At 64.0% G+C, this 20,281-nt stretch carries 20 protein-coding genes; 8 read left to right on the top strand and 12 right to left on the bottom strand.

Annotated features, from left to right (window positions below; translation table 11 throughout):
- The 6 genes from OUY36_RS21765 to OUY36_RS21740 form a co-directional block, all read right to left on the bottom strand.
- Complete coding sequence (locus OUY36_RS21765) at positions 1–897, bottom strand: cytochrome c oxidase subunit 3 (protein WP_133455193.1); 897 nt, start codon at positions 895–897, stop codon at positions 1–3.
- Complete coding sequence (locus OUY36_RS21760) at positions 894–1,469, bottom strand: cytochrome c oxidase assembly protein (RefSeq protein WP_267936041.1); 576 nt, start codon at positions 1,467–1,469, stop codon at positions 894–896. The genes OUY36_RS21765 and OUY36_RS21760 overlap by 4 nt, the downstream gene beginning before the upstream one ends.
- Positions 1,470–1,533: 64 nt before the next feature.
- Positions 1,534–3,171 carry a cytochrome c oxidase subunit I gene (gene ctaD / locus OUY36_RS21755; protein WP_267936039.1) on the bottom strand — a complete coding sequence of 546 codons (1,638 nt, stop codon included), beginning with the start codon at positions 3,169–3,171 and terminating at the stop codon, positions 1,534–1,536.
- 12 nt (positions 3,172–3,183) lie between these two features.
- On the bottom strand, positions 3,184–4,317 hold the full coding sequence (gene coxB, locus OUY36_RS21750; RefSeq protein WP_267936038.1) for a cytochrome c oxidase subunit II: 1,134 nt from the start codon (positions 4,315–4,317) through the stop codon (positions 3,184–3,186).
- 232 nt (positions 4,318–4,549) lie between these two features.
- Entirely contained in the window at positions 4,550–4,780 is a 231-nt protein-coding gene (locus OUY36_RS21745) for a hypothetical protein (RefSeq protein ID WP_202633981.1), read from the bottom strand.
- 405 nt (positions 4,781–5,185) lie between these two features.
- Complete coding sequence (locus OUY36_RS21740; RefSeq protein ID WP_267936036.1) at positions 5,186–6,250, bottom strand: PA0069 family radical SAM protein; 1,065 nt, start codon at positions 6,248–6,250, stop codon at positions 5,186–5,188.
- 274 nt (positions 6,251–6,524) lie between these two features.
- Here OUY36_RS21740 and OUY36_RS21735 point away from each other — a divergent pair, with 274 nt between their 5' ends.
- Positions 6,525–7,595, top strand: a complete 1,071-nt coding sequence (locus OUY36_RS21735; RefSeq protein ID WP_267936035.1) for an acyltransferase family protein — start codon at positions 6,525–6,527, stop codon at positions 7,593–7,595.
- 699 nt (positions 7,596–8,294) lie between these two features.
- Here OUY36_RS21735 and OUY36_RS21730 read toward each other — a convergent pair.
- Together OUY36_RS21730 and prlC are read right to left on the bottom strand one after the other, a co-directional pair.
- Complete coding sequence (locus OUY36_RS21730) at positions 8,295–8,573, bottom strand: YheV family putative zinc ribbon protein (RefSeq protein WP_095460327.1); 279 nt, start codon at positions 8,571–8,573, stop codon at positions 8,295–8,297.
- The gene (gene prlC, locus OUY36_RS21725) at positions 8,570–10,621 is read right to left on the bottom strand and encodes an oligopeptidase A (protein WP_267936034.1); all 2,052 of its coding nucleotides are present in this window, start codon (positions 10,619–10,621) and stop codon (positions 8,570–8,572) included. The genes OUY36_RS21730 and prlC overlap by 4 nt, the downstream gene beginning before the upstream one ends.
- Positions 10,622–10,846: 225 nt before the next feature.
- Between prlC and OUY36_RS21720 the strand changes: the two genes are divergently transcribed.
- Complete coding sequence (locus OUY36_RS21720) at positions 10,847–11,383, top strand: gamma carbonic anhydrase family protein (RefSeq protein ID WP_013984495.1); 537 nt, start codon at positions 10,847–10,849, stop codon at positions 11,381–11,383.
- Positions 11,384–11,389: 6 nt separating this feature from the next.
- Here the strand turns inward: OUY36_RS21720 and OUY36_RS21715 are convergent, their stop codons facing one another.
- Positions 11,390–11,815: a VOC family protein gene (locus tag OUY36_RS21715; protein WP_011915155.1), complete on the bottom strand. Its 426-nt coding sequence runs from the start codon at positions 11,813–11,815 to the stop codon at positions 11,390–11,392.
- A 176-nt stretch (positions 11,816–11,991) separates the two neighbouring features.
- Here OUY36_RS21715 and OUY36_RS21710 point away from each other — a divergent pair, with 176 nt between their 5' ends.
- Positions 11,992–12,975, top strand: a complete 984-nt coding sequence (locus OUY36_RS21710) for a zinc-dependent alcohol dehydrogenase family protein (RefSeq protein ID WP_267936032.1) — start codon at positions 11,992–11,994, stop codon at positions 12,973–12,975.
- A gap of 112 nt (positions 12,976–13,087) precedes the next feature.
- A complete protein-coding gene (locus tag OUY36_RS21705) occupies positions 13,088–13,261 on the top strand; it encodes a hypothetical protein (protein WP_013984493.1) in 174 nt (57 codons plus the stop codon).
- Between the two features lie 21 nt (positions 13,262–13,282).
- On the opposite strand, the gene pgm is transcribed toward OUY36_RS21705, so the two are convergent.
- Positions 13,283–14,947 carry a phosphoglucomutase (alpha-D-glucose-1,6-bisphosphate-dependent) gene (gene pgm / locus OUY36_RS21700; RefSeq protein WP_267936030.1) on the bottom strand — a complete coding sequence of 555 codons (1,665 nt, stop codon included), beginning with the start codon at positions 14,945–14,947 and terminating at the stop codon, positions 13,283–13,285.
- Positions 14,948–15,197: 250 nt separating this feature from the next.
- Between pgm and OUY36_RS21695 the strand changes: the two genes are divergently transcribed.
- On the top strand, positions 15,198–15,395 hold the full coding sequence (locus tag OUY36_RS21695) for a DUF2934 domain-containing protein (RefSeq protein WP_014818523.1): 198 nt from the start codon (positions 15,198–15,200) through the stop codon (positions 15,393–15,395).
- 184 nt (positions 15,396–15,579) lie between these two features.
- Positions 15,580–17,061: a YdgA family protein gene (locus OUY36_RS21690; RefSeq protein ID WP_267936028.1), complete on the top strand. Its 1,482-nt coding sequence runs from the start codon at positions 15,580–15,582 to the stop codon at positions 17,059–17,061.
- A gap of 123 nt (positions 17,062–17,184) precedes the next feature.
- Here the strand turns inward: OUY36_RS21690 and OUY36_RS21685 are convergent, their stop codons facing one another.
- On the bottom strand, positions 17,185–18,087 hold the full coding sequence (locus tag OUY36_RS21685) for a LysR substrate-binding domain-containing protein (protein ID WP_267936027.1): 903 nt from the start codon (positions 18,085–18,087) through the stop codon (positions 17,185–17,187).
- 127 nt (positions 18,088–18,214) lie between these two features.
- Positions 18,215–18,754, bottom strand: a complete 540-nt coding sequence (locus OUY36_RS21680; protein WP_063540210.1) for a DUF421 domain-containing protein — start codon at positions 18,752–18,754, stop codon at positions 18,215–18,217.
- 443 nt (positions 18,755–19,197) lie between these two features.
- Between OUY36_RS21680 and OUY36_RS21675 the strand changes: the two genes are divergently transcribed.
- On the top strand, positions 19,198–19,872 hold the full coding sequence (locus OUY36_RS21675; protein ID WP_152482028.1) for a hypothetical protein: 675 nt from the start codon (positions 19,198–19,200) through the stop codon (positions 19,870–19,872).
- Positions 19,869–20,273 carry a hypothetical protein gene (locus tag OUY36_RS21670; protein ID WP_267936024.1) on the top strand — a complete coding sequence of 135 codons (405 nt, stop codon included), beginning with the start codon at positions 19,869–19,871 and terminating at the stop codon, positions 20,271–20,273. Before OUY36_RS21675 ends, OUY36_RS21670 begins: the two co-directional genes overlap by 4 nt.
- Positions 20,274–20,281: the final 8 nt, after the last annotated feature.

Genomic DNA, 20,281 nt, shown 5'->3' with positions numbered 1-20,281 from the left:
CTAGATCACGTAGACGAATACGAACAGCGCGATCCACACCACGTCGACGAAGTGCCAGTACCAGGCCGCTGCCTCGAAACCGAAGTGCTGTTCCGGGCTGAAATGCCCGCGCAGGATGCGCACCAGCATCACCGTGAGGATGATCGCGCCCATGGTCACGTGGGCGCCGTGAAAGCCGGTGAGCATGAAGAAGGTTGCGCCGTAGATGCCCGAGCCCAGGGTCAGCCCGAGTTCAGTGTAGGCATGCACGTATTCTTCGATCTGCAGGACCAGGAACGCCGCACCCAGTAGCACGGTCAGGCCCAAGCCGAGCTTCAAGTGCTGGCGGTTGTTCTTGCGCAGCGCATGGTGCGCCCAGGTCAGGGTGAAGCTGGAGCTGACCAGCAGGATGGTGTTGATCAGCGGCAGGCCCCAGGCACTGATGGTGCCTTCCGGTGCCGGATAGAGCTTCGGGTCGGGATTGTTCAGCAGCGGCCAGCTGTACTCGAAGTTGGGCCAGAGCATGTTGCTGATGCCCTTGTCGCCCTCACCGGCGAGCCAGGGGCCGGTCCAGTAGCGGATGTAGAAGAGCGCGCCGAAGAAGGCGAGGAAGAACATCACTTCGGAAAAGATGAACCAGCTCATGCCCCAGCGGAACGAGCGGTCCATCTGTGCGCTGTACAGTCCGGCGCGGCTTTCCCTGACCACCGAGCCGAACCAGCCGAACATCATGTAGGCGATCAGCAGCGCGCCGACGAAGAAGATCAGCGGCCCGTTGGACGAATCGCGCGCGGCCTTGAGGTCGTTGAACCAGCTGCCCAGGCCATAGAAGGTGACCAGCAGGGCGATGGTGGCGATGATCGGCCATTTGCTCTGATCAGGAACGTAGTACTGCTCGTGGGTGGTCTGTTGGCTCATTGCAGACTCTCCTTGGCCGGGGCCGATGTGGCGTTGACGGCCACCGGCGGCTGGCGGGACGTGATGTCGAACAGCGTGTAGGCGAGGGTCAGGTGATGCACGTCGGCGGGCAGGTCGCGATCGACGATGAAGCGCACCGGCATTTCGATGCGCTCGCCCGGTTGCAGCACCTGCTGGGTGAAGCAGAAGCATTCGGTCTTGTGGAAATACGCGGCCGCCCGCGACGGCGAGACGCTGGGGATCGCCTGGGCGGTCATCGGCTTGTCGGTCGGGTTGTAGGCGACGAAACGGATTTCCTGGCTGGCGCCGGGGTGCACGCTGAGCTGGTCGGCCAGCGGGCCGAACTCCCAGCGCATGCCGGCGGCGTTGGTGGCAAGGAACTGCACCCGCACCGCACGCGCCTCGTCGGCGCTCTGCACGCCTGTGTAGGCGCCAGCGGTCTTGCCGTTGATACCGAAGGCCTGGCACATCACGTCGTAGATCGGCACCAGCAGGAAGCCGAAACCGAACATGCCGACCACGACGAACAGCAGGCGGCGGACCAGGCGCTGGGTGGGCAGGGACTCGCTCATGGCAGCCTCCGCGATCGAGGGTTGCGGGCGGCCCGGCAACCTCCGGTCACGCCCCGATGGATGCTCACGGCGTCAGCTCCCCGCCGGTGCCCTTGCGGTGCTCGTGCACATGGCTCATGTCCGGCGGCACCTGGAAGGTGTGGTAGGGCGCCGGCGAGGGCACGCTCCATTCCAGTCCCTCTGCGCCGTCCCAGGGCTTGGCCGGTGCAGGTGCGCCGCCGCGGATGCACTTGATGACGATGAACAGGAACAGCAGTTGGGTGGCACCGAACATGAAGGCGCCGACGCTGGAGACCATGTTGAAGTTGGCGAACATCATGTTGTAGTCCGGGATGCGCCGCGGCATGCCGGCCAGGCCGACGAAGTGCATCGGGAAGAACGCCAGGTTCATGCCGATGAAGCTCAGCCAGAAATGCAGCTTGGCCAGGGTCTCGTCGTACATATGTCCGGTCCACTTGGGCAGCCAGTAGTAGGCCGAGGCGAAGATGCCGAAGATCGCCCCCGGCACCAGCACGTAGTGGAAGTGCGCCACCACGAAGTAGGTGTCGTGGTACTGGAAGTCCGCCGGGGCGATGGCCAGCATCAACCCGGAGAAGCCTCCGATGGTGAAGAGGATGACGAAGGCCACGGCGAACAGCATCGGCGCCTCGAAGGTCAGCGAGCCGCGCCACATCGTCGACACCCAGTTGAACACCTTCACCCCGGTGGGCACTGCGATCAGCATGGTGGCGTACATGAAGAACAGCTCGCCGGTCAGCGGGATGCCGACGGTGAACATGTGGTGTGCCCAGACGATGAAGGAGAGGAAGGCGATCGCCCCGGTGGCGTAGACCATCGAGGTGTAGCCGAACAGCGGCTTGCGGCTGAACGCCGGGATGATCGAGCTGACCGCACCGAAGGCCGGCAGGATCATGATGTACACCTCGGGATGGCCGAAGAACCAGAACACGTGCTGGAACAGCACCGGGTCGCCACCACCGGCCGCGCTGAAGAAGCTGGTGCCGAAGTGGATGTCCATCAGCATCATGGTCACCACGCCGGCCAGCACCGGCATCACCGCGATGAGGAGGAAGGCGGTGATCAGCCAGGTCCAGACGAACAGCGGCATCTTCATCAGCGTCATGCCTGGCGCGCGCAGGTTGAGGATGGTGGCGATCACGTTGATCGCGCCCATGATCGAGCTGATGCCCATCAGGTGGATGGCGAAGATGAAGAAGGTCACCGACTCCGGCGCGTAGGTCGTCGACAGCGGCGCATAGAAGGTCCAGCCGAAGTTCGGCCCGCCGCCCTCCATGAACAGGGTCGAGACCAGCAGGCCGAAGGCCGCCGGCAGCAGCCAGAAACTGAAGTTGTTCATCCGCGGCAGGGCCATGTCCGGCGCGCCGATCATCAGCGGGATCATCCAGTTGGCCAGGCCGACGAAGGCCGGCATCACCGCGCCGAAGACCATGATCAGGCCGTGCATGGTGGTCATCTGGTTGAAGAATTCCGGCTGCACGATCTGCAGGCCCGGCTGGAACAGCTCGGCGCGGATCACCATGGCCATCGAGCCGCCGAGCAGGAAGGCGCAGAAGCTGAACCACAGGTACATCGAACCGATGTCCTTGTGGTTGGTGGTCAGCAGCCAGCGCGAGAGCCCTTTGGCCGGGCCGTGGTGGTGGTCATGCCCGACATGACCATGGTCGTCGATCACTGCACTCATCACCTGATCCTCTTACTGGGTGGCTTCTTCGGCCTGTTTGAAGTCGAGCACGTCTTTCGGCGTGACCATGTCGCCTGTCTCGTTGCCCCAGGCGTTGCGCTCGTAGGTGATGACGGCAGCCAGGTCGACTTCCGACAGCTGCTTGCCGAACGCCGCCATGGCGGTGCCGGGCTTGCCGTTGACGACGATGTCGATGTGCGCCTCGACGTCGCCGGTGGCGATGGCCGAGCCCTTGAGGGCCGGGAACATCGGCGGGATGCCTTCGCCGGTTGGCTGATGGCAGGAGGCGCACGCGGTCTGGTAGACCTTCTCGCCGCGCTCGGAGAGCTCTTCCAGGGTCCATTCCTTGCTGGTCAGCTCGGCCAGCTTGGCGGCCTCGGCCTTCTTCTCGCCGAGCCAGCTGGCGTAGTCCTCCTGCGACTTGACCTCCACCACCACCGGCATGAAGCCGTGGTCCTTGCCGCAGAGTTCGGTGCACTGGCCGCGGTAGATGCCCGGCTGCTCGACGCGGGTCCAGGATTCGTTGATGAAACCGGGAATGGCGTCCTTCTTCACCGCCAGATCCGGCACCCACCAGGAGTGGATCACGTCCGCCGCGGTGATCAGGAAGCGCACCTTGGCGCCGGCCGGGATCACCAGCGGCTCGTCGACTTCCAGCAGGTAATGCTCGCCCTTGGGCGACTGGTTGTTGATCTGATCGCGCGGCGTGGTGAGGTTGCTGAAGAACTCCACGTCCTCGCCCAGATACTTGTAGTGCCACTTCCACTGGTAGCCGGTGATCTGCACGTCCACGTCCGATTCGCTGGAGTCGTAGATGTGGATCAGCGTGCGCGTCGCCGGGATCGCCATGCCCACCAGGATCAACAGTGGGATGACCGTCCAGAGCACCTCGACGCGAGTGTTTTCGTGGAAGTTGGCGGAGTGCTGACGCTTGGAGCGGCGGTGCGCGATCATCGAATAGATCATCACGCCGAACACCAGCACGCCGATGACCACGCAGATCCAGAAGATCGTCATGTGCAGATCGAACACCGACTGACTGACGTCAGTGGCGCCGGAGCGCATGTTCACGTCCCAGGCCGCCTGAGCCTGGCCAAATATTGCCGAAAGCCCAAGCCCCATCCAGATGCATGGATGTCGAGACATTGCGGGTTCCCCTTATGATTCTTGTTATCCCGCCGACTGCCATCGCACCGCCGAAAATCGGCTGGCCGGGGAAACCATTCCCGTCATGCCAGCTACGTTCTCGATCAGTCCGATTCTGCCCAGCATGGCCACCGAAAGACTCGGTGACCGACTGGACGCTTGCACGCGCAGTCGGAACTCAATCAGGTACGCCTACGATTCGGAGTATAGACAGCGATCCCACTCTCGCAATTTAAGCGCGGGGCGTGTCTGGCTCGGGCTGTGCGGGGTCGTCGTTCTTCTTCACACCGCGAATGTTCATCGCCGCCAGGCAGACCTGCAGGACGATCAGTGCCCAGGCCTCGGCGTGCCAGCCCCAGATCACCCAGAGCAGGTTGCTCAGCAGGAAACAGCAGAAGCCGACGAAGCGCCGGCCGGGTCGCAGCGAGCCGATCAGCCAGGCGGCGATCACCGTGACCGCCATGGCCGGCCATTGCAGCAGATCGATCCAGTCCACGATGCCTCCGGTGTGGGAATACAGGGATTGGTGCCGTGGCGGGTTGGGATAGTTCCTTGCGGGCGCGCCTGGCAAATGGGCGCAACGACCGATGACGGGCCGCGTCATCGCCCCCGTACCGCAATGCATGCCTGTGTTGCGGTGGATGGGTGAAGCGCCATCCACCCTACGTCTGCTCCCCTGTGGATAAGCAAAGCGTTATCCACATCCACTGATCCGCCGCGTAGGGTGGAAAACTGCGAAGCATTTTCCACGCGTCTGATGGCACCCGCGCGCAGCCCAGGCCGGGCCGCAGCCCGCTGCGTGGCAGCGTGCCTCACGATGGATGAATGACGCATCATCCACCCTAGGCCCCTACCCCAGGGCAACCACTCAGATCAGGCTCAATTGCTGCCCGGGCGGCGCGAAAATGCTGCAATCCAGCCCGTAGTTCTGATCGCGGCGGTTGAAACCCAGGCGCTTGCAGGCGAGCTGGAAACGCTGGGCGAGCAGCTGGGCGAACTGGCCTTCGCCGCGCATGCGGCTGCCGAAACGGCTGTCGTAGTCCTTGCCGCCGCGGGACTGGCGCACCAGACTCATGACATGGGCGGCGCGCTGTGGGAAGTGTTCCTCCAGCCAGCCCTCGAACAGCTCGGCTACCTCATGGGGCAGGCGCAGCAGCACGTAGCCGGCCGAACGCGCACCCGCCTCGCGGGCGGCTTCGAGCAGGTGCTCCAGTTCCATGTCGTTGATCATCGGAATCATCGGCGCGCACATCACGCTGACCGGCACGCCGGCCTCGTGCAGCGTGCGCAGCACCCGCAGACGCGCCGAGGGCGAGGCCGCACGCGGCTCCATGATGCGTTTGAGCTCGTCGTCCAGCGTGGTCAGGCTGACCGACACGCTCACCAGCCGCTGTTCGGCCAGCGGCACCAGCAGATCCAGGTCACGCAGCACCAGCGAGCCCTTGGTGATGATGTGCACCGGGTGCTTGAAGCGCAGCAGAATCTCCAGCGCCTGACGCGTCAGCCGCTGCTCGCGCTCCAGCGGCTGATAGGCATCGGTGTTCACCCCCAGCGCGATGGGCTGCGGCACATAGCCCGGCTTGCTCAGCTCGGCTTCCAGGCGCTCGGCGAGGTTGGTCTTGGCGATCAACCGGGTCTCGAAGTCGATGCCCGGAGAAAGATCCCAATACGCGTGCGTTGGCCGCGCAAAGCAGTAGATGCAACCGTGTTCGCAGCCGCGGTAAGGGTTGACCGAGCGATCGAAACCGACGTCCGGCGACTGGTTGCGCGTCAACACCGACTTGGCGATCTCACGACGCACCTCGGTGGCGCGGGTCGGCGGGACGTCCTGTTCCCAGCCATCGTCATAGGCCTCGCTGCGCGTCGGGGCGAAGCGGTTGTCGGGATTGGTCGCGGTCCCGCGGCCGCGGGGTGTGGAATGCGGAGCGCTCATGCTTCGGCTCTGTCTATTACTGTTCATGCATACAGTACTCGTCGCTTCGACAGCATGCCAGCCGGGGCGATCGGTGGTGCTAGCGACCGTCGGTCGTTTCTGGCGGGAACATTTGCCCTGTCCCCGGGACAAAAGGGGCTGACGCAAACGGAGCCAGCCGGCGAATACAAGGACGATCGGCGCGCGCACGCGCAGCCGATCCGGCAGTACCGGCATGCACGTGCAGTGCGCTCCCGTCTTTCTTCACTGCCGCCACTCGTCAGGAGCAGACCCCATGCATCCCACCGGTTCCTTCCATACCCGGGAGAACAATTTCGACTTCCTGCGCTTCTTCGCTGCCGCGCTGGTGCTATTCGCCCACAGCTATCCGCTGGTTGGCCGCCGCGGTGATGAACCCCTGACGTTGCTGACCGGCTACGAAAAGGGTGGCTCGATCGCCGTCGGCATCTTCTTCGTCATGAGCGGCTATCTGATCGCGTCGTCCTGGCTGGCCAGCAGTAGCCCGAAGAGCTTTCTCATCAAGCGCGCGCTGCGCATCTTTCCCGCGCTGATCGTTGCGGTACTGCTGTCGGCCTTCGTCATCGGTCCGTTGGTCACGCAATTCGACCTCGCGCGCTACCTGGCCGCCGACGGTACCTGGACCTATCTGCAGAACATCCTGCTGGTGACGCGCTACGAACTGCCCGGGGTGTTCACCGGCAACGCCTACCCCGACGTGGTCAACGGCTCGCTGTGGACACTGCCGCTGGAAGTGCTGATGTACATCGGCGTGATGATTCTCGGCCTGACCGGTTTCCTCAAGCGCCGGCTGATCTTCCTGCCGATCGCCGTGCTGGCGGTCGGGCATTTCTGGCTGCTGGGCAAGCTGGGTATCGAGTCCTACTTCATCAAGAACATCTTCAAGCTCGGCCTGCTCTACTACAGCGGCTCGGCACTGTTCCTCTATCGCGACGACATTCCCTGGCGCGGCTGGATCGCGGCGCTGCTGTTCGCCGCGCTGGTGGCGACCTTCCGCACCGACATCGGCCCGCTGGTGTACTTCGTCGCGCTGCCATACCTGGTGCTCTACCTGGCCTACGCGCCGCTGCCCTGGGTGTCGCGTTTCGGCAAGTACGGCGATTTTTCCTACGGCCTGTATATCTACGCCTTCCCGTTCCAGCAGCTGACCATTTACCTGTTCGGCCCGCAGGTCGGCGTGCTCGGCCTGACGCTGATCGCCTTCGTGCCGACGCTGATCCTCGCCGCGCTGTCCTGGCACCTGATCGAAGCGCCGGCGATGAAGCTCAAGCGCCTGTTTGCTTCGCCACCGCAGCCGGGACGGGCGACGCCGAAGGTTGAGGGCTGATTTGGAAGGTTCACAGGGCTTTCGACCGGCTGAGTGTTGCCGGCCTGCTTAGGCGTATTTCTGCGGATCGGGGCATATACCAAGCAACCTGATGCCCCGAGTTTCGGCCTCCGCCCACGAAGAGGCGTCCCTGCCTAGGCGGCCCCGTCCTTCGTTCCTCGCTCGGCGTCCATGCCTCGCGTCCCCCTGCGCAACGCCTCCACTCGGCCTTCTGACGAGCTCGGGGTCCAAGGCGCCTGGGAGATTGAGAACGGGGTTCGCTGCGTTTTGCTTGGCTTTGGCTTTTCTTCTGCGCGGACTGGCAGGCAGCACCAATCGCCCCTTTCAGGAGGGTGAGCGCAATCGTCGCGTAGAGGGGCGAGCCGCAGGGATGCGGCGAGAGTCGTAAAGGGCCATGGATGGCCCTTGTACGACGACCCTCGGAACGGCGATGGAGCGAACGGACCCTGCGCGCAGCGCAGGGCCGGATGGAGGGGCAAGACTTTTTGGTTCCTTTTGGCGGGGCCGGCCATCCGGGCGAATGCCAAAAGGAACTCGCCCAGCAGGGCGAAACCAAGCCATCAAGCGACTCGACAATGGATATGAGGCAAGACCTTCCAGCACACCACCGTCTAGGCCAGCCTGCCCCAAACCCCACGAACGCAAACAAAAAAGAAAAAGCCCGCCGATTGGCGGGCCTTTCGGTTCAGCCGAGACGTATCACTCCGGCTTCTTCAACTTCGGATTAGGAAAAAACTGCACCGACTGCACCTGCGGGTTGGCCGGCTTGGACTGGACCTTGTTCACTCGCGTGCCCAGCTCCATGGGTACCGACTGGCCCTGGGCGTTGAGGGTGTCGGCGTAGCCGCAGTCGATGCATTCGCGGTGCGGCACACCGTCGACATCCCACATCTTGATGCAGTCCGTGCCGCTGCACGCCGGGCATACGGCCCCGGCGATGAAGCGCTTGGTGGTGACTCGGGATACTTCGTTGCTCATGCCGCGGCCTCCGCTACCAGCCCGAGGTGGCGCAGCAGAGCGTCGATGGACGGCTCGCGGCCTCGGAAATCGACGAACAGTACCATCGGCTCCTGGGAACCGCCACGCGCCAGGATGGCCTCGCGGAAGGCGCGGCCGGTCTCGGCGTTGAACACCCCTTCTTCCTCGAAGCGCGAGAAGGCGTCGGACGACAGCACCTCGGCCCACTTGTAGCTGTAGTAACCGGCGGCGTAACCGCCGGAGAAGATGTGCGCGAAGCTGTTGGGGAAGCGGTTATAGGCCGGCGGCCGCATCACCGAGACCTCGTCGCGGATGTGTTCGAGCACCTCCAGCACGCTGCGACCGTCACCGTGGGTGGCGTGCAGTTCGAAGTCGAACAGGGAGAACTCCAGCTGGCGCGCCATCATCATGCCGGACTGGAAGTTCTTCGCCGCTAGCATCATGTCCAGTTTGTCCTGTGGCAGGGCTTCGCCGGTCTGGTAGTGGCCCGAGATGTGCGCCAGGCCTTCGGGGTCCCAGCACCAGTTCTCCATGAACTGGCTGGGCAGCTCCACCGCATCCCAGGCCACGCCGTTGATGCCCGACGCGCCAGCGTGCTCGACCTGGGTCAGCAGGTGGTGCAGGCCGTGGCCGAACTCGTGGAACAGCGTGGTGACCTCATCATGGGTCAAGAGCGCCGGGCGCTCGCCCACCGGCGGGGTGAAGTTGCAGACCAGGTTGGCCACCGGCGTCTGCAGCGTACCTTCTGCGGTGCGGCGCTTGTCGCGGGCGCCGTCCATCCAGGCGCCGCCGCGCTTGTTCGGTCGCGCGTAGAGGTCGAAGAAGACGCGCCCGACGTGCTCGCCGTTCTCGGTGATCTCGAACAGCCGCACATCCGGGTGCCAGCCATCGAACTGCTCCAGCTCATGGATCTGGATGCCGTACAGGCGCTGGACGATGCCGAACAGCCCGGACAGCACCTTGTCGATCGGGAAGTAGGCGCGCAGCTCTTCCTGGTTCAGGCTGTAGCGCTGCTGGCGCAGCTTCTCGGCGTAGTAGCCCAGGTCCCAGCTCTGCAGGTCGTCCAGACCCTGCTCGGCGGCGAAGGCGCGCAGTTCGGCCAGGTCGCGTTCGGCGAACGGCTTGCTGCGCACCGCCAGGTCGCGCAGAAAGCTCAGTACCTGCTCGGTGGATTCGGCCATCTTGGTCGCCAGCGACAGCTCGGCGAAGTTGCGATAGCCCAGCAGGCCGGCCAGCTCGTGACGCAGCTCGAGGATCTCGGCCATCACCGGGCCGTTGTCGAACTGCCCGGCATTCGGGCCCTGGTCCGAGGCGCGGGTGCAGTAGGCGGTGTAGACCTCCTCGCGCAGGCCGCGATTGTCGGCGTAGGTCATAACCGCGTAGTAGCTGGGGAATTCCAGGGTGATCAGCCAGCCGTCGAGGCCCTTGGCCTTGGCCGCCTCGGCCATCTGCGCCTTGGCCGAGTCGGTGATGCCGGCCAGCAGGCTCTCGTCGGTGATGTGCCGGGTCCAGGCCTGCGTGGCGTCCAGCAGCTGGTTGGAGAACTTGCTGCCCAGCTCGGCAAGCTTCATCTGGATGGCGCCGAAGCGCTGCTGCTCGACCGGCGGCAGGTCGATACCGGACAGGCGGAAGTCGCGCAGCGAATGCTCGAGGATGGTCTTCTGCGCCACCTCGAAACCGGCGGCCGCGGGGCCGGAGGCCAGCGCCTGGTAGGCCTCGAACAGCGCGCGGTTCTGCCCGAGTTCCGTGTAGTAGGCCGACAGCTTGGGCAGGCAGGCCTCGTAGGCGGTGCGCAATTCCGGGCTGTTGCACACGGAGTTGAGGTGGCCGACCGGCCCCCAGGCACGGGCGAGGCGATCATTCAGCTCGTCCAGCCCGACCACCAGGGTCTGCCAGTCCAGGCTTTCGGCCGGGCGGCTGAGCAGCTCCTGGATCGCCACGCGGTTGTCGCCGAGGATGGTGTCGACGGCCGGCTCGACGTGCTCCGGACGGATTTCGGAATAGGGCGGCAGGTCGAATTGTTGCAGCAGGGGATTGTTCGCGCTCACGGGGACACCTTGTGACGAAGAGGGTTGCAGGCCGCTCGCTGGAGCGAGGCCGGACGTGGCAGGCAGATGTCCTAGATGGACGCGCTGTCGTGCTTTTTCAACGCCGGTCGGCCGGTTGTTACTCTGACCACGGCGGGCGGCATGCTGCTCAGCCCGGGTCCGCAGCGGCAATGCCGGCCATCTTAATTACAATCGTCCCTTCCCGCAGCCAAAGAGGTTTCTATCGTGGCGATACGCAGCTACCAAAACAGCACTCCGACACTGGGCGAGCGCGTGTTCGTCGACGACTCCGCCGTGGTCATCGGCGATGTGGAAATCGGCGCCGACAGCTCGGTGTGGCCGCTCACGGTGATCCGCGGCGACATGCACCGCATCCGCATCGGTGCGCGCTCGAGCATCCAGGACGGCAGCGTGCTGCACATCACCCATGCCGGGCCGTACAACCCGGACGGCTTCCCGCTGACCATCGGCGACGAGGTCACGGTCGGGCACAAGGTCACGCTGCACGGCTGCACCCTGGGCAACCGCATTCTGGTGGGCATGGGCTCGATCGTGATGGACGGCGTGGTGGTCGAGGACGAGGTGATCATCGGCGCCGGCAGCCTGGTGCCGCCGGGCAAGACGCTCGAGTCGGGCTACCTCTATGTCGGCAGCCCGGTGAAGCAGGCGCGCCCGCTGACCGACAAGGAGCGCAGCTTCTTCAGCTATACCGCTGGCAACTACGTCAAGCTCAAGGACCAGCACCTCGCCGAGCGCGGCTGATCCCGCTCACTTGGCGAACAGCTGGCCGATGTCCTTGAACGCCTTGAACTCCAGGGCGTTGCCGCAGGGGTCGAGCAGGAACATGGTCGCCTGCTCGCCGACCTGGCCCTGGAAGCGCACGTAGGGCTCGATCACGAAGCGCGTGCCGCGCGCCTTCAGCCGCTCGGCCAGCGCTTCCCATTGCTCCCAGCCGAGTACCACGCCGAAGTGCGGCACCGGCACGTCGTGGCCATCCACCGGATTGCTGTGCGCCGCCTCCTGATGCGGCATCTTCGGCGCCTCGTGGATCACCAGCTGGTGGCCGAAGAAATCGAAATCCACCCAGTGATCGCTGCTGCGGCCCTCGGCACAGCCGAACGCCTCGCCGTAGAAGGCGCGGGCGGCGGCCAGATCGTAAACGGGAATGGCGAGATGGAAGGGCGAAAGCGTCATCGGGTCGTACTCCGGAAATGGCAAGACGTTTCGAGTGTAGAGGCTTTCTGGCCGTACCGAGCATCGCCGGTGGGCTTCAGCCCGGCAGAAGCGCCTTGATTCACCCCCATCCCTAGAGCCTTTTTCCGCCGATCGGCCTACCCTGCAGCAGACCGGAGACGAAAGGAGAGACGTCGATGCGTGCCATGTTGCTGGGACAGATTGGCCAACCCTTGCAGCTGCGCGAGCTGCCCATGCCGCAACCGGGGCCTGGCGAGGTCCGCGTGCGGGTGCTGGCCTGTGGCGTCTGCCGCACCGATCTGCACGTGGTCGACGGCGAACTGCCGGAGGCGCCGCTGCCGATCATTCCCGGCCACGAGATCGTCGGTCTGGTCGATGCCTTGGGCGAGGGCGTGACCGGCTTCGAGCCGGGCCAGCGGGTCGGCATTCCCTGGCTGGGGCATACCTGCGGTACCTGCAGCTATTGCCAGCACGCCGAGGAAAACCTCTGCGACGCGCCGCAGTTCACCGGTTACACGCGGCCCGGCGGCTATGCCGAATACGTGGTGGCCGATGCCCGCTTCGCCTTTGCCCTCGGCGAGGAGGGCGACCCCGTGGCGCTGGCACCGCTGCTCTGCGCCGGGCTGATCGGCTGGCGTTCGCTGGTCAAGGCCGGTGACGGCAAGCGTCTCGGGCTGTACGGCTTCGGTGCTGCGGCGCATATCGTCATGCAGGTGGCGCGCTGGCAGGGGCGCGATGTCTATGCCTTCAGCCGCCCGGGCGATGTGGCGGCGCAGGACTTCGCCCGTTCGCTGGGCGCGGTCTGGGCCGGTGATTCGGGCGAGCTGCCGCCGGTGCCGCTGGATGCCGCGATCATCTATGCGCCGGCGGGCGAGCTGGTGCCGGCCGCCTTGCGCGCGCTGCGCAAGGGTGGCCGGGTGGTCTGCGCCGGCATCCACATGAGCGATATCCCGAGCTTCCCCTACGACATCCTCTGGCAGGAGCGCGAGGTGGTCTCGGTGGCCAATCTCACCCGCCAGGACGGCCTGGAGTTCTTTCCGGTGGCCGCCCAGGTCGGCATCCATACCGAAACCCACGCCTACCCGCTGGAGCAGGCCAACCAGGCGCTGGATGACCTGCGCAACGGGCATTTCCAGGGTGCTGCGGTGCTGGTGCCCTAGCGAGATGCGCCAGCGCGCAAAGCCCTGGCGCGGTACGGCGAACGGCAAGGATCGGATTGGCGATGGCGCAGTCACACTCCAGACAGCCAATGCCAAATGAAGGAGCCCCGCCATGAGCGTCACCGTGAGCAAGCTCCAGGGCGACGAGATTCCCGAGCATCTGCGCGGGCCGGATATCCGGGTGGTCTACCGGGTGACCGATGCCGAGGGCCACAGCCGCTACCTCACCGACGAAGTCGAAGCTGCACAGCTGGCGGTCAGCATCAGCGACCGCCAGCAGCGATAGCCCGGCGTGGGGCCGTGAGCCTCAGCCGGCCAGCACCGAGTCCACCAGCGCCTTGGCCTCGGCCTGGATGCGTGCCAGGTGCGCTTCGCCCTCGAAGCTCTCGGCGTAGATCTTGTACACGTCCTCGGTGCCGGACGGCCGCGCGGCGAACCAGCCGTTCGCCGTCTCCACCTTCAGCCCGCCGATGGCCGCGCCGTTGCCCGGTGCCTCGGTGAGGATGCGCGTGATCGGCTGGCCGGCCAGCTCCTTGGCACTGACCTGCGATGCGGAGAGCTTGCCCAGGCGCGCCTTCTGCTCGCGATTGGCCGCAGCGTCGATGCGCTGGTACACCGGCGCGCCGAAGCGGTCGGTCAGCGCCTGGTAGCGTTCGCTCGGGTCCTTGCCGGTGACTGCGGTGATCTCCGCGGCCAGCAGGCCGAGGATCAGCCCGTCCTTGTCGGTGGACCAGGCGCCGCCCTGCTTGTCGAGGAACGAAGCGCCGGCCGACTCCTCGCCGCCGAAGCCCAGGCTGCCATCCATCAGGCCGTCGACGAACCACTTGAAGCCCACCGGTACCTCCACCAGACGGCGGTCGATGCCGGCGGCAACACGGTCGATCATCGACGAAGACACCAGCGTCTTGCCGATGCCGGCCTCGGCGCTCCAGCCCGGGCGATGGGTGAACAGGTATTCGATGGCCACGGCCAGGTAATGGTTGGGGTTCATCAGCCCGCCGGAGCGGGTGACGATGCCGTGGCGGTCGTGGTCGGTGTCGCAGGCGAAGGCCACGTCGAAGCGGTCCTTGTTCTCGATCAGCCCGGCCATGGCATGTGGCGAGCTGCAGTCCATGCGGATCTTGCCGTCCCAGTCCAGGCGCATGAAGCGGAAGGTCGGGTCGACCACCGTGGACAGCACCTCCAGCGGCAGGCCGAAGCGCTCGGCGATGCGCGGCCAGTAGTGCACGCCGGCGCCGCCCAGCGGGTCGACGGCGAACTTCAGGCCCGAGCCGCGGATGGCGTCGAGGTCGATCACCCGCTCCAGCCCGCCGACATAGGCGTCGATGAAATCGAAGCGCTGGGTGGTGGCGGCCTTGAGCGCCTGGCGGTAATCCATGCGCTTGACGCCATCGAGACCGGCGACCAGCAGCGCATTCGCGCGCTCCTGAATCCACTTGGTCACGCCTGTGTCGGCCGGGCCGCCATTGGTGGGGTTGTACTTGAAGCCGCCATCGCCCGGCGGGTTGTGCGACGGCGTGATGACGATGCCGTCGGCCAGCCCGCTCGTGCGGCCGCGGTTGTAGCTGAGGATCGCGTTGGAGATCGCCGGGGTCGGGGTGTAGCCCGGCTCGCCGCCGGTTTCCGGGCAACCCGCGTCGATGCGCGTGTCGATGCCGTTGGCCGCCAGCACTTCCAGCGCCGAGACGAACGCCGGTTCGGACAGCGCGTGGGTGTCCATGCCCATGAACAGCGGGCCGTCGATGCCTTCCTGGCGGCGGTAATCGCAGATCGCCTGGGTGGTGGCGAGGATGTGCCACTCGTTGAAGCTGCCCTTGAACGAGGAACCGCGATGCCCGGAGGTGCCGAACGCCACCTGCTGCGCCGGGTCGGACGGGTCCGGCCGGTCGCTGTAGTAGCGCGCCACCAGGCGCGGCAGATGAGTCAGGGTGTGCGGGTCGGGCAGGCGTCCGGCGTTGGGGGCGATGCTCATGGGGCGGTCCTTTGTGAAGAAGGCGATGCGCCGGCCGATCCGGGCGCGGCGAAGAGCGAATGAAACGCCAGTCGGCGTCGTTTATCCAGAGCTAAGACCGCAGCGACGGTAGCGGTTCCCTGATCGCGGCGCACCGCGCCGCTGCGCTTCAGCCGAACGCACTCGTCGCCCCGCCGGAACCTGCACCCGGGCGGCCTTTCTTCTGCTTGTTGGCCGGCAATTCGCCGGCCCGCGACCCGGAGGTTCAGCCATGAACGTCGACGAACGCATCCGCCAGCGCGCCTATGAAATCTGGCAAGCCGAAGGCCAGCCGGAAGGCAAGGAAACCGAGCATTGGCAACAGGCCCGCGAGGAAATCGAGCCCTTCTACAAGGAAGGCGACCCCGAGGCCGGCAGCATCGAAAGCAGTGTGGCGATACCCATGCCGAAATCGGACAACACGCACTAACCATACAGGCAGGGCGGCGAAGGCGCGGCAGGCGTCGTCCCGCCCGAATCTGTTGCCACGTTCTCACCCTTCCCATCCTCTGCCCCGGCGCGCTGGAGCCTGCCGAAGCGCGCTGCTAGAGTGCCGCCGCTTGCCAACCACCGGCTGACAGGACGTCTGCCCAGCCGCCGCACAGGATGCTTCCATGAAAAAGCTCGCGCTCGCCGTAGCCGTACCCCTGGCCCTCTTCGGGGCCGCCACTTTCTACACCAGCACCCAGGTCGAATCGACCGCCCGCGATGCCGTCGACCAGGCCAACCTCAAGCTGCGCGAGATGGGCGTCGGCGCCGGGGCCGATGTCAGCCTCACCCTGCTCAGCTTCGAACGCGGCCTGCTGTCCAGCACCGCGCGCTATCAGATCGACATCGATGTAGCGGATGACGAAGGCAACACCGAGCACTACGCCCTGCTGCTGAACGATCGCCTCGAACACGGCCCCTTTCCCGTCTCGCGCCTGAGCCGTGGCCAGCTGATGCCGGTCGCCGCGCAGAGCCACTTCGAACTCGAACGCACGCCGCTGACGCAGAAACTGTTCGACGCCGCCTCCGGCGAAGTGCCGCTGGTGGGCGAGGTGACCATCGGCTATGACGGCGGCCAGGCCGGCGATCTGCACACGGCCGCGCTGAATATCGAAGACGAAGACGGCAGCGTGCGCATCGCCCCCGCCAACCTCAACTTTGAGGCGAACAAGGACGGCAGCGACGTACGCATGGACGGCGAGCTGGCGGAAGTCGATATCGACCTGCAGCGCAGCGACAGTGGCCAGCCGGTACAGGTGAGCCTGCGCGGCATCGGCCTGAGCGCCGACAAGCAGGATTACGACGCCGGTTTCGGCTTCGGGCCGTCCGCCATCACCCTGCAGCGCATGGAAATCAAGGCCGGCGATGAGCCCGCCGTGGTCATCCAGCAGGCCTCCGTCGAGGAGGCACTGAGCCGCGGCAGCCGTGGCCTCGATCAGACCATCGGCTACCGCATCGGCGAGGTCAGCGCCAAAGGCCAGACCTTCCGCAACCTCGCCCTCGTCTTCAGCCTGCGCAACCTCGAGGAAAGCAGCCTCAAGGCCCTGGTGGCGAGCTACAAGGACATCCTCGACCAGAGCGCCACCCCGCAGGAATCCTTCGCCGGCATGACCAGCGCCCAGCAGCAGGAACTGCAGGCCCGTGCCCTGCAACTGCTCGAACACAAGCCCACCCTGGCCCTCGACGAGTTCGGCTTCGAAACCGCCCACGGCGCGGCCCGGCTGTCGGTCGTGCTCGACCTGCAATCGCCGAGCGCAGAAGCCTTCACCCCGGACGCGATGATCACCAGCATGCTCGCCTCGCTCAAGGCCGACGCCGGCATCGACAAGGACCTGGTGCGAGACATCGCCGGGCTGGTCGTGCAGAACAACGCGCGTGACGGCCAGCTCGACCAGGCGGCACTGCAGCAGGAAACCGAGGCCGCCACCGAGCTGTTCAGCGGCATGGCGCTGAACACCGGCTGGTCGCGTCTGGAGGGCGAGCGGCTGGTCAGTTCGCTGCACTACGCCAATGATAAGGTGACCTTCAACGGTCGCGAAATGAGCGTGCCGGAGTTCCTCGGCTTTGCCTTCGGCTCCGTACAGAACGCGGGCCTGCTGGGGCAGTAAGCCGCGCTGCGCACAAACTGAAAGATGCGGCCCTGTCTGTCTTTGACCCGACGGACAGGGTCGTTTCATTTCTGGCGTTCGCGCGGTTCCACAGCCATGAATGCCCGGACGCGCTCTCCATGCTCAGTCGTGCGGTGCGCCGGCTCCCAGGCGCTCACTCAGGTAATCCAGAAAACAGGTGATGCGCGAAGCCAGCGCGCTGTTGCGGTAGTACACCGCGTTGATCGGCTGGCGCACGTCGACGCGCTGCGCCGCCAGCACCTCCACCAGCTCGCCGCGCTGGCGGTCCCGGCCAGTCATGAAGTCCGACAGGCTGGCGATCCCTTCGCCGGCCAGCGCCAGCTCGCGCACGGTGTCGCCGCTGGAGGCGCGTAGCGCCGGGTTGATCCGCCAGCTCTCGCCGAGCGCGTGGCGCAGCGGCCAGTCGTTGAGACGATCCGGCTCGGTAAAGCCGATCAGGCTGTGCTCCGCCAGGTCTTCGACGTGTTGCGGCGTGCCATGCCGCGCCAGATAGGCCGGGCTCGCCAGCACCCGGCGCATGGTGTGGCACAGCGGCCGTGCATGCAGGCTGGAATCGGGCAGCGGGCCGATGCGGATGGCCAGATCGATGCGCCGCTCCAGCAAATCGACGATGCGGTCGTCGCTGTGCAGCTCCAGCTCGATCAGCGGATAGCGCGCGCGGAAATCCCCGATCAGCGGCACGATCACATGCAGCATGAACGGCGACGCGGTATTGACCCGCAAGCGCCCGGCCGGCGCCTGCCGCCGCAGGGCCATCTGCTCCTCGGCTTCCTCGACGCTGGCCAGAATCCGCCGCGCCTGCGCCAGGAACGCCTCGCCTTCCTCGGTCAGCTCGAGGCGCCGCGTGGTACGGCGCAACAGCGTCACCGCCAGCTTGTCCTCCAACCGACTCAACGCCCGGCTGACGCCCGAGGCGGTCTGTTCCAGCTGCTCGGCCGCAGCGCTGATCGAGCCACTGTCGACCACGCTGACAAAGGCGAGCATTTCGTCGAGGTTGGTTTTCATCGGTGGGAATCGCATCGCAGGGCGGAAACAACGAGTCTGGCGGCAGCGCCGCGCGGCGGCAACCGGACCGGCGCGGGCCCCCGGTGGCGGATCCGTCGATCAGCCGCTGGCGAAAGGGGCCACGGCCTCAAACGCCCTTTTCGTTCGGCCCCGGCACATTCACCCCGTCCAGCGTGGAACGGCTGTGTCCGGCGCTATCGGTGATCACGCTGAAACTACCATCGGTCTCCAGCACCACCGCCTCGATACCATCCAGCGCGGCCAGCCCCTGGCTGCGTGCGGCGGCCCGCACCTCATCCTCGGTCACCCGCGCCACGCGCATGGCATCGCCGAGAAAACGCCCGCGAAAGAACAGCAGCGCCGGCTCGCCCGTCACCGTCCGCCGCACCCACGCCACCCGCACGCTGGACCAGGTGACCACATACTGCAGCCCGATCAACAGCGCGAACGCCAGCACCCCCTCGGCCAGCGACACATTGCGATTGAGCAGAATCGTCGCGAACGTCGAACCCAGCGCCACCGTCACCACCAGATCGAACGCATTCATCTTCGACAACGTCCGCCGGCCCGACAGGCGCAACAGCAACACCAGGCTGATATAGGCCAGCACGCCCACCACCAGCGTGCGTATCAACGTCGTTGCGCTACTGAAAAACATGCCTTCCACGATCACCTCCGCAACTGAGCCATGCAGGGTGGACAGGGTAGATGGGCGGAAAGTGCATACGGCGCGAATGACCGCGCATCAGGCGACAGTGTGAAAACCGAGGATTAATCCATCGTCTGCTTTACCCATACGGAAGTAGTGGCTAATGTGCCAGCACGCGCAGCAACTGCGCACTCGATCACGGTTCCGCTGCGACGCTACGAGTCGCACGGCCTGTTTACCAAGGAGGGTACAGATGGCGCGCTTTTCCCTGTTCGCTTCGACACATCCGGCGAGCGGCTTCTTTCTGATGAGAAAAGCGAGAGAAAAAGATGGCGATTTATTATTCGCAGAAATCCCGTCCTGTTAAAAAATAAATCTGTCCCCTTTTTCCACGAACGAAGACGCTACTAGCCTCTCATATCAAACTACACTAAGTGCTCGAAAAAGCTTATGGAGTCAATATGAAAACCAGAATCTTATCTCTTCAGTTTGCCTTTTTTCTAAGGGATATAGTGGCTAGGCCAGATCTCGAATTTGGAAGCCTAAACTCTGAAATGTTAAATATCTTTGACGCCATGCCTCAGATGATACCAATCCCACCGGAGCTCCCGCCTGAAGTTCCGGTAATAGTCCTTTCTTCCGAAAAGAAAGATTACTCATGCAATATTTCAAGGTCAAGAATTGACTTTATTCTTCAGCGTATAAACGATCAAAAATCGAACAGCGATATTCTTAAAGATTTCAATGCAAAGGTTTCAGGTTTAACCAAGGCCGTGCTTTCCAAGCAGGAAGTTGTAAGATTTGGAATGGTAGCAAGATATTTCCATCAAGATAATTCGGCACTTCAAACTCTACGCAAGAAATTCTTCACCAGTGCCGTTGATGGCGCAGAAGAGTTAAGCTTAAGATTCAATAAAATCAGCGAATCGCACGGCTATAAGATTAATGATATACACGAAATAAATGCGACAGAAGCAGTTACAAATGGAGTTTCTGAGAAGGGGATTTATATCCAGAGAGATATAAACAATATTCCCATCGGTGGAAAACACTTCAGTTTTGAAACGCTTCAAAAACTGTCTCAAAGATTTGCCCCGAGAATATCCGAGAGCGAAATTGAGGCACTAGTAAAATGACCAGCACGTCAACAACTCCGCCATATTCAGGTGCGATAACATCTTCAACACCAACACCGCCGCAAAACTATATGATGAGCCCGCCAGCTGCTCCCCCAAACAATAGCTCTTCACAATTTAATATTAGTGATTGGGTAATATTGCTTATCAGTATGGCGCTCACAGGCGTAATTGGATTTTTTTCTTCATTAATTGCGGTTAAGGCAGATATAGCAGAAAACAAGAAAGAAATTTCAGTCGCTTTTGAAAGAATAAAACATAATCAACTTGAAACTTCTGGCATCAAGGACAGCCTCAGGAACTTAAACTCTGTCGATAGTCGCGTAAGCGTGCTGGACACGAAGATTCAAAATCTCGAAAAGGTCGTTGATAGGCAATCAATACCCCAGCCTGATAAATAAAATTTAAT

It is taken from the genome of Stutzerimonas sp. R40042, assembly GCF_026642215.1.
In the GTDB taxonomy this organism is placed as follows: domain Bacteria; phylum Pseudomonadota; class Gammaproteobacteria; order Pseudomonadales; family Pseudomonadaceae; genus Stutzerimonas; species Stutzerimonas frequens.
This window is presented reverse-complemented; position numbering and strand designations above follow the sequence as displayed.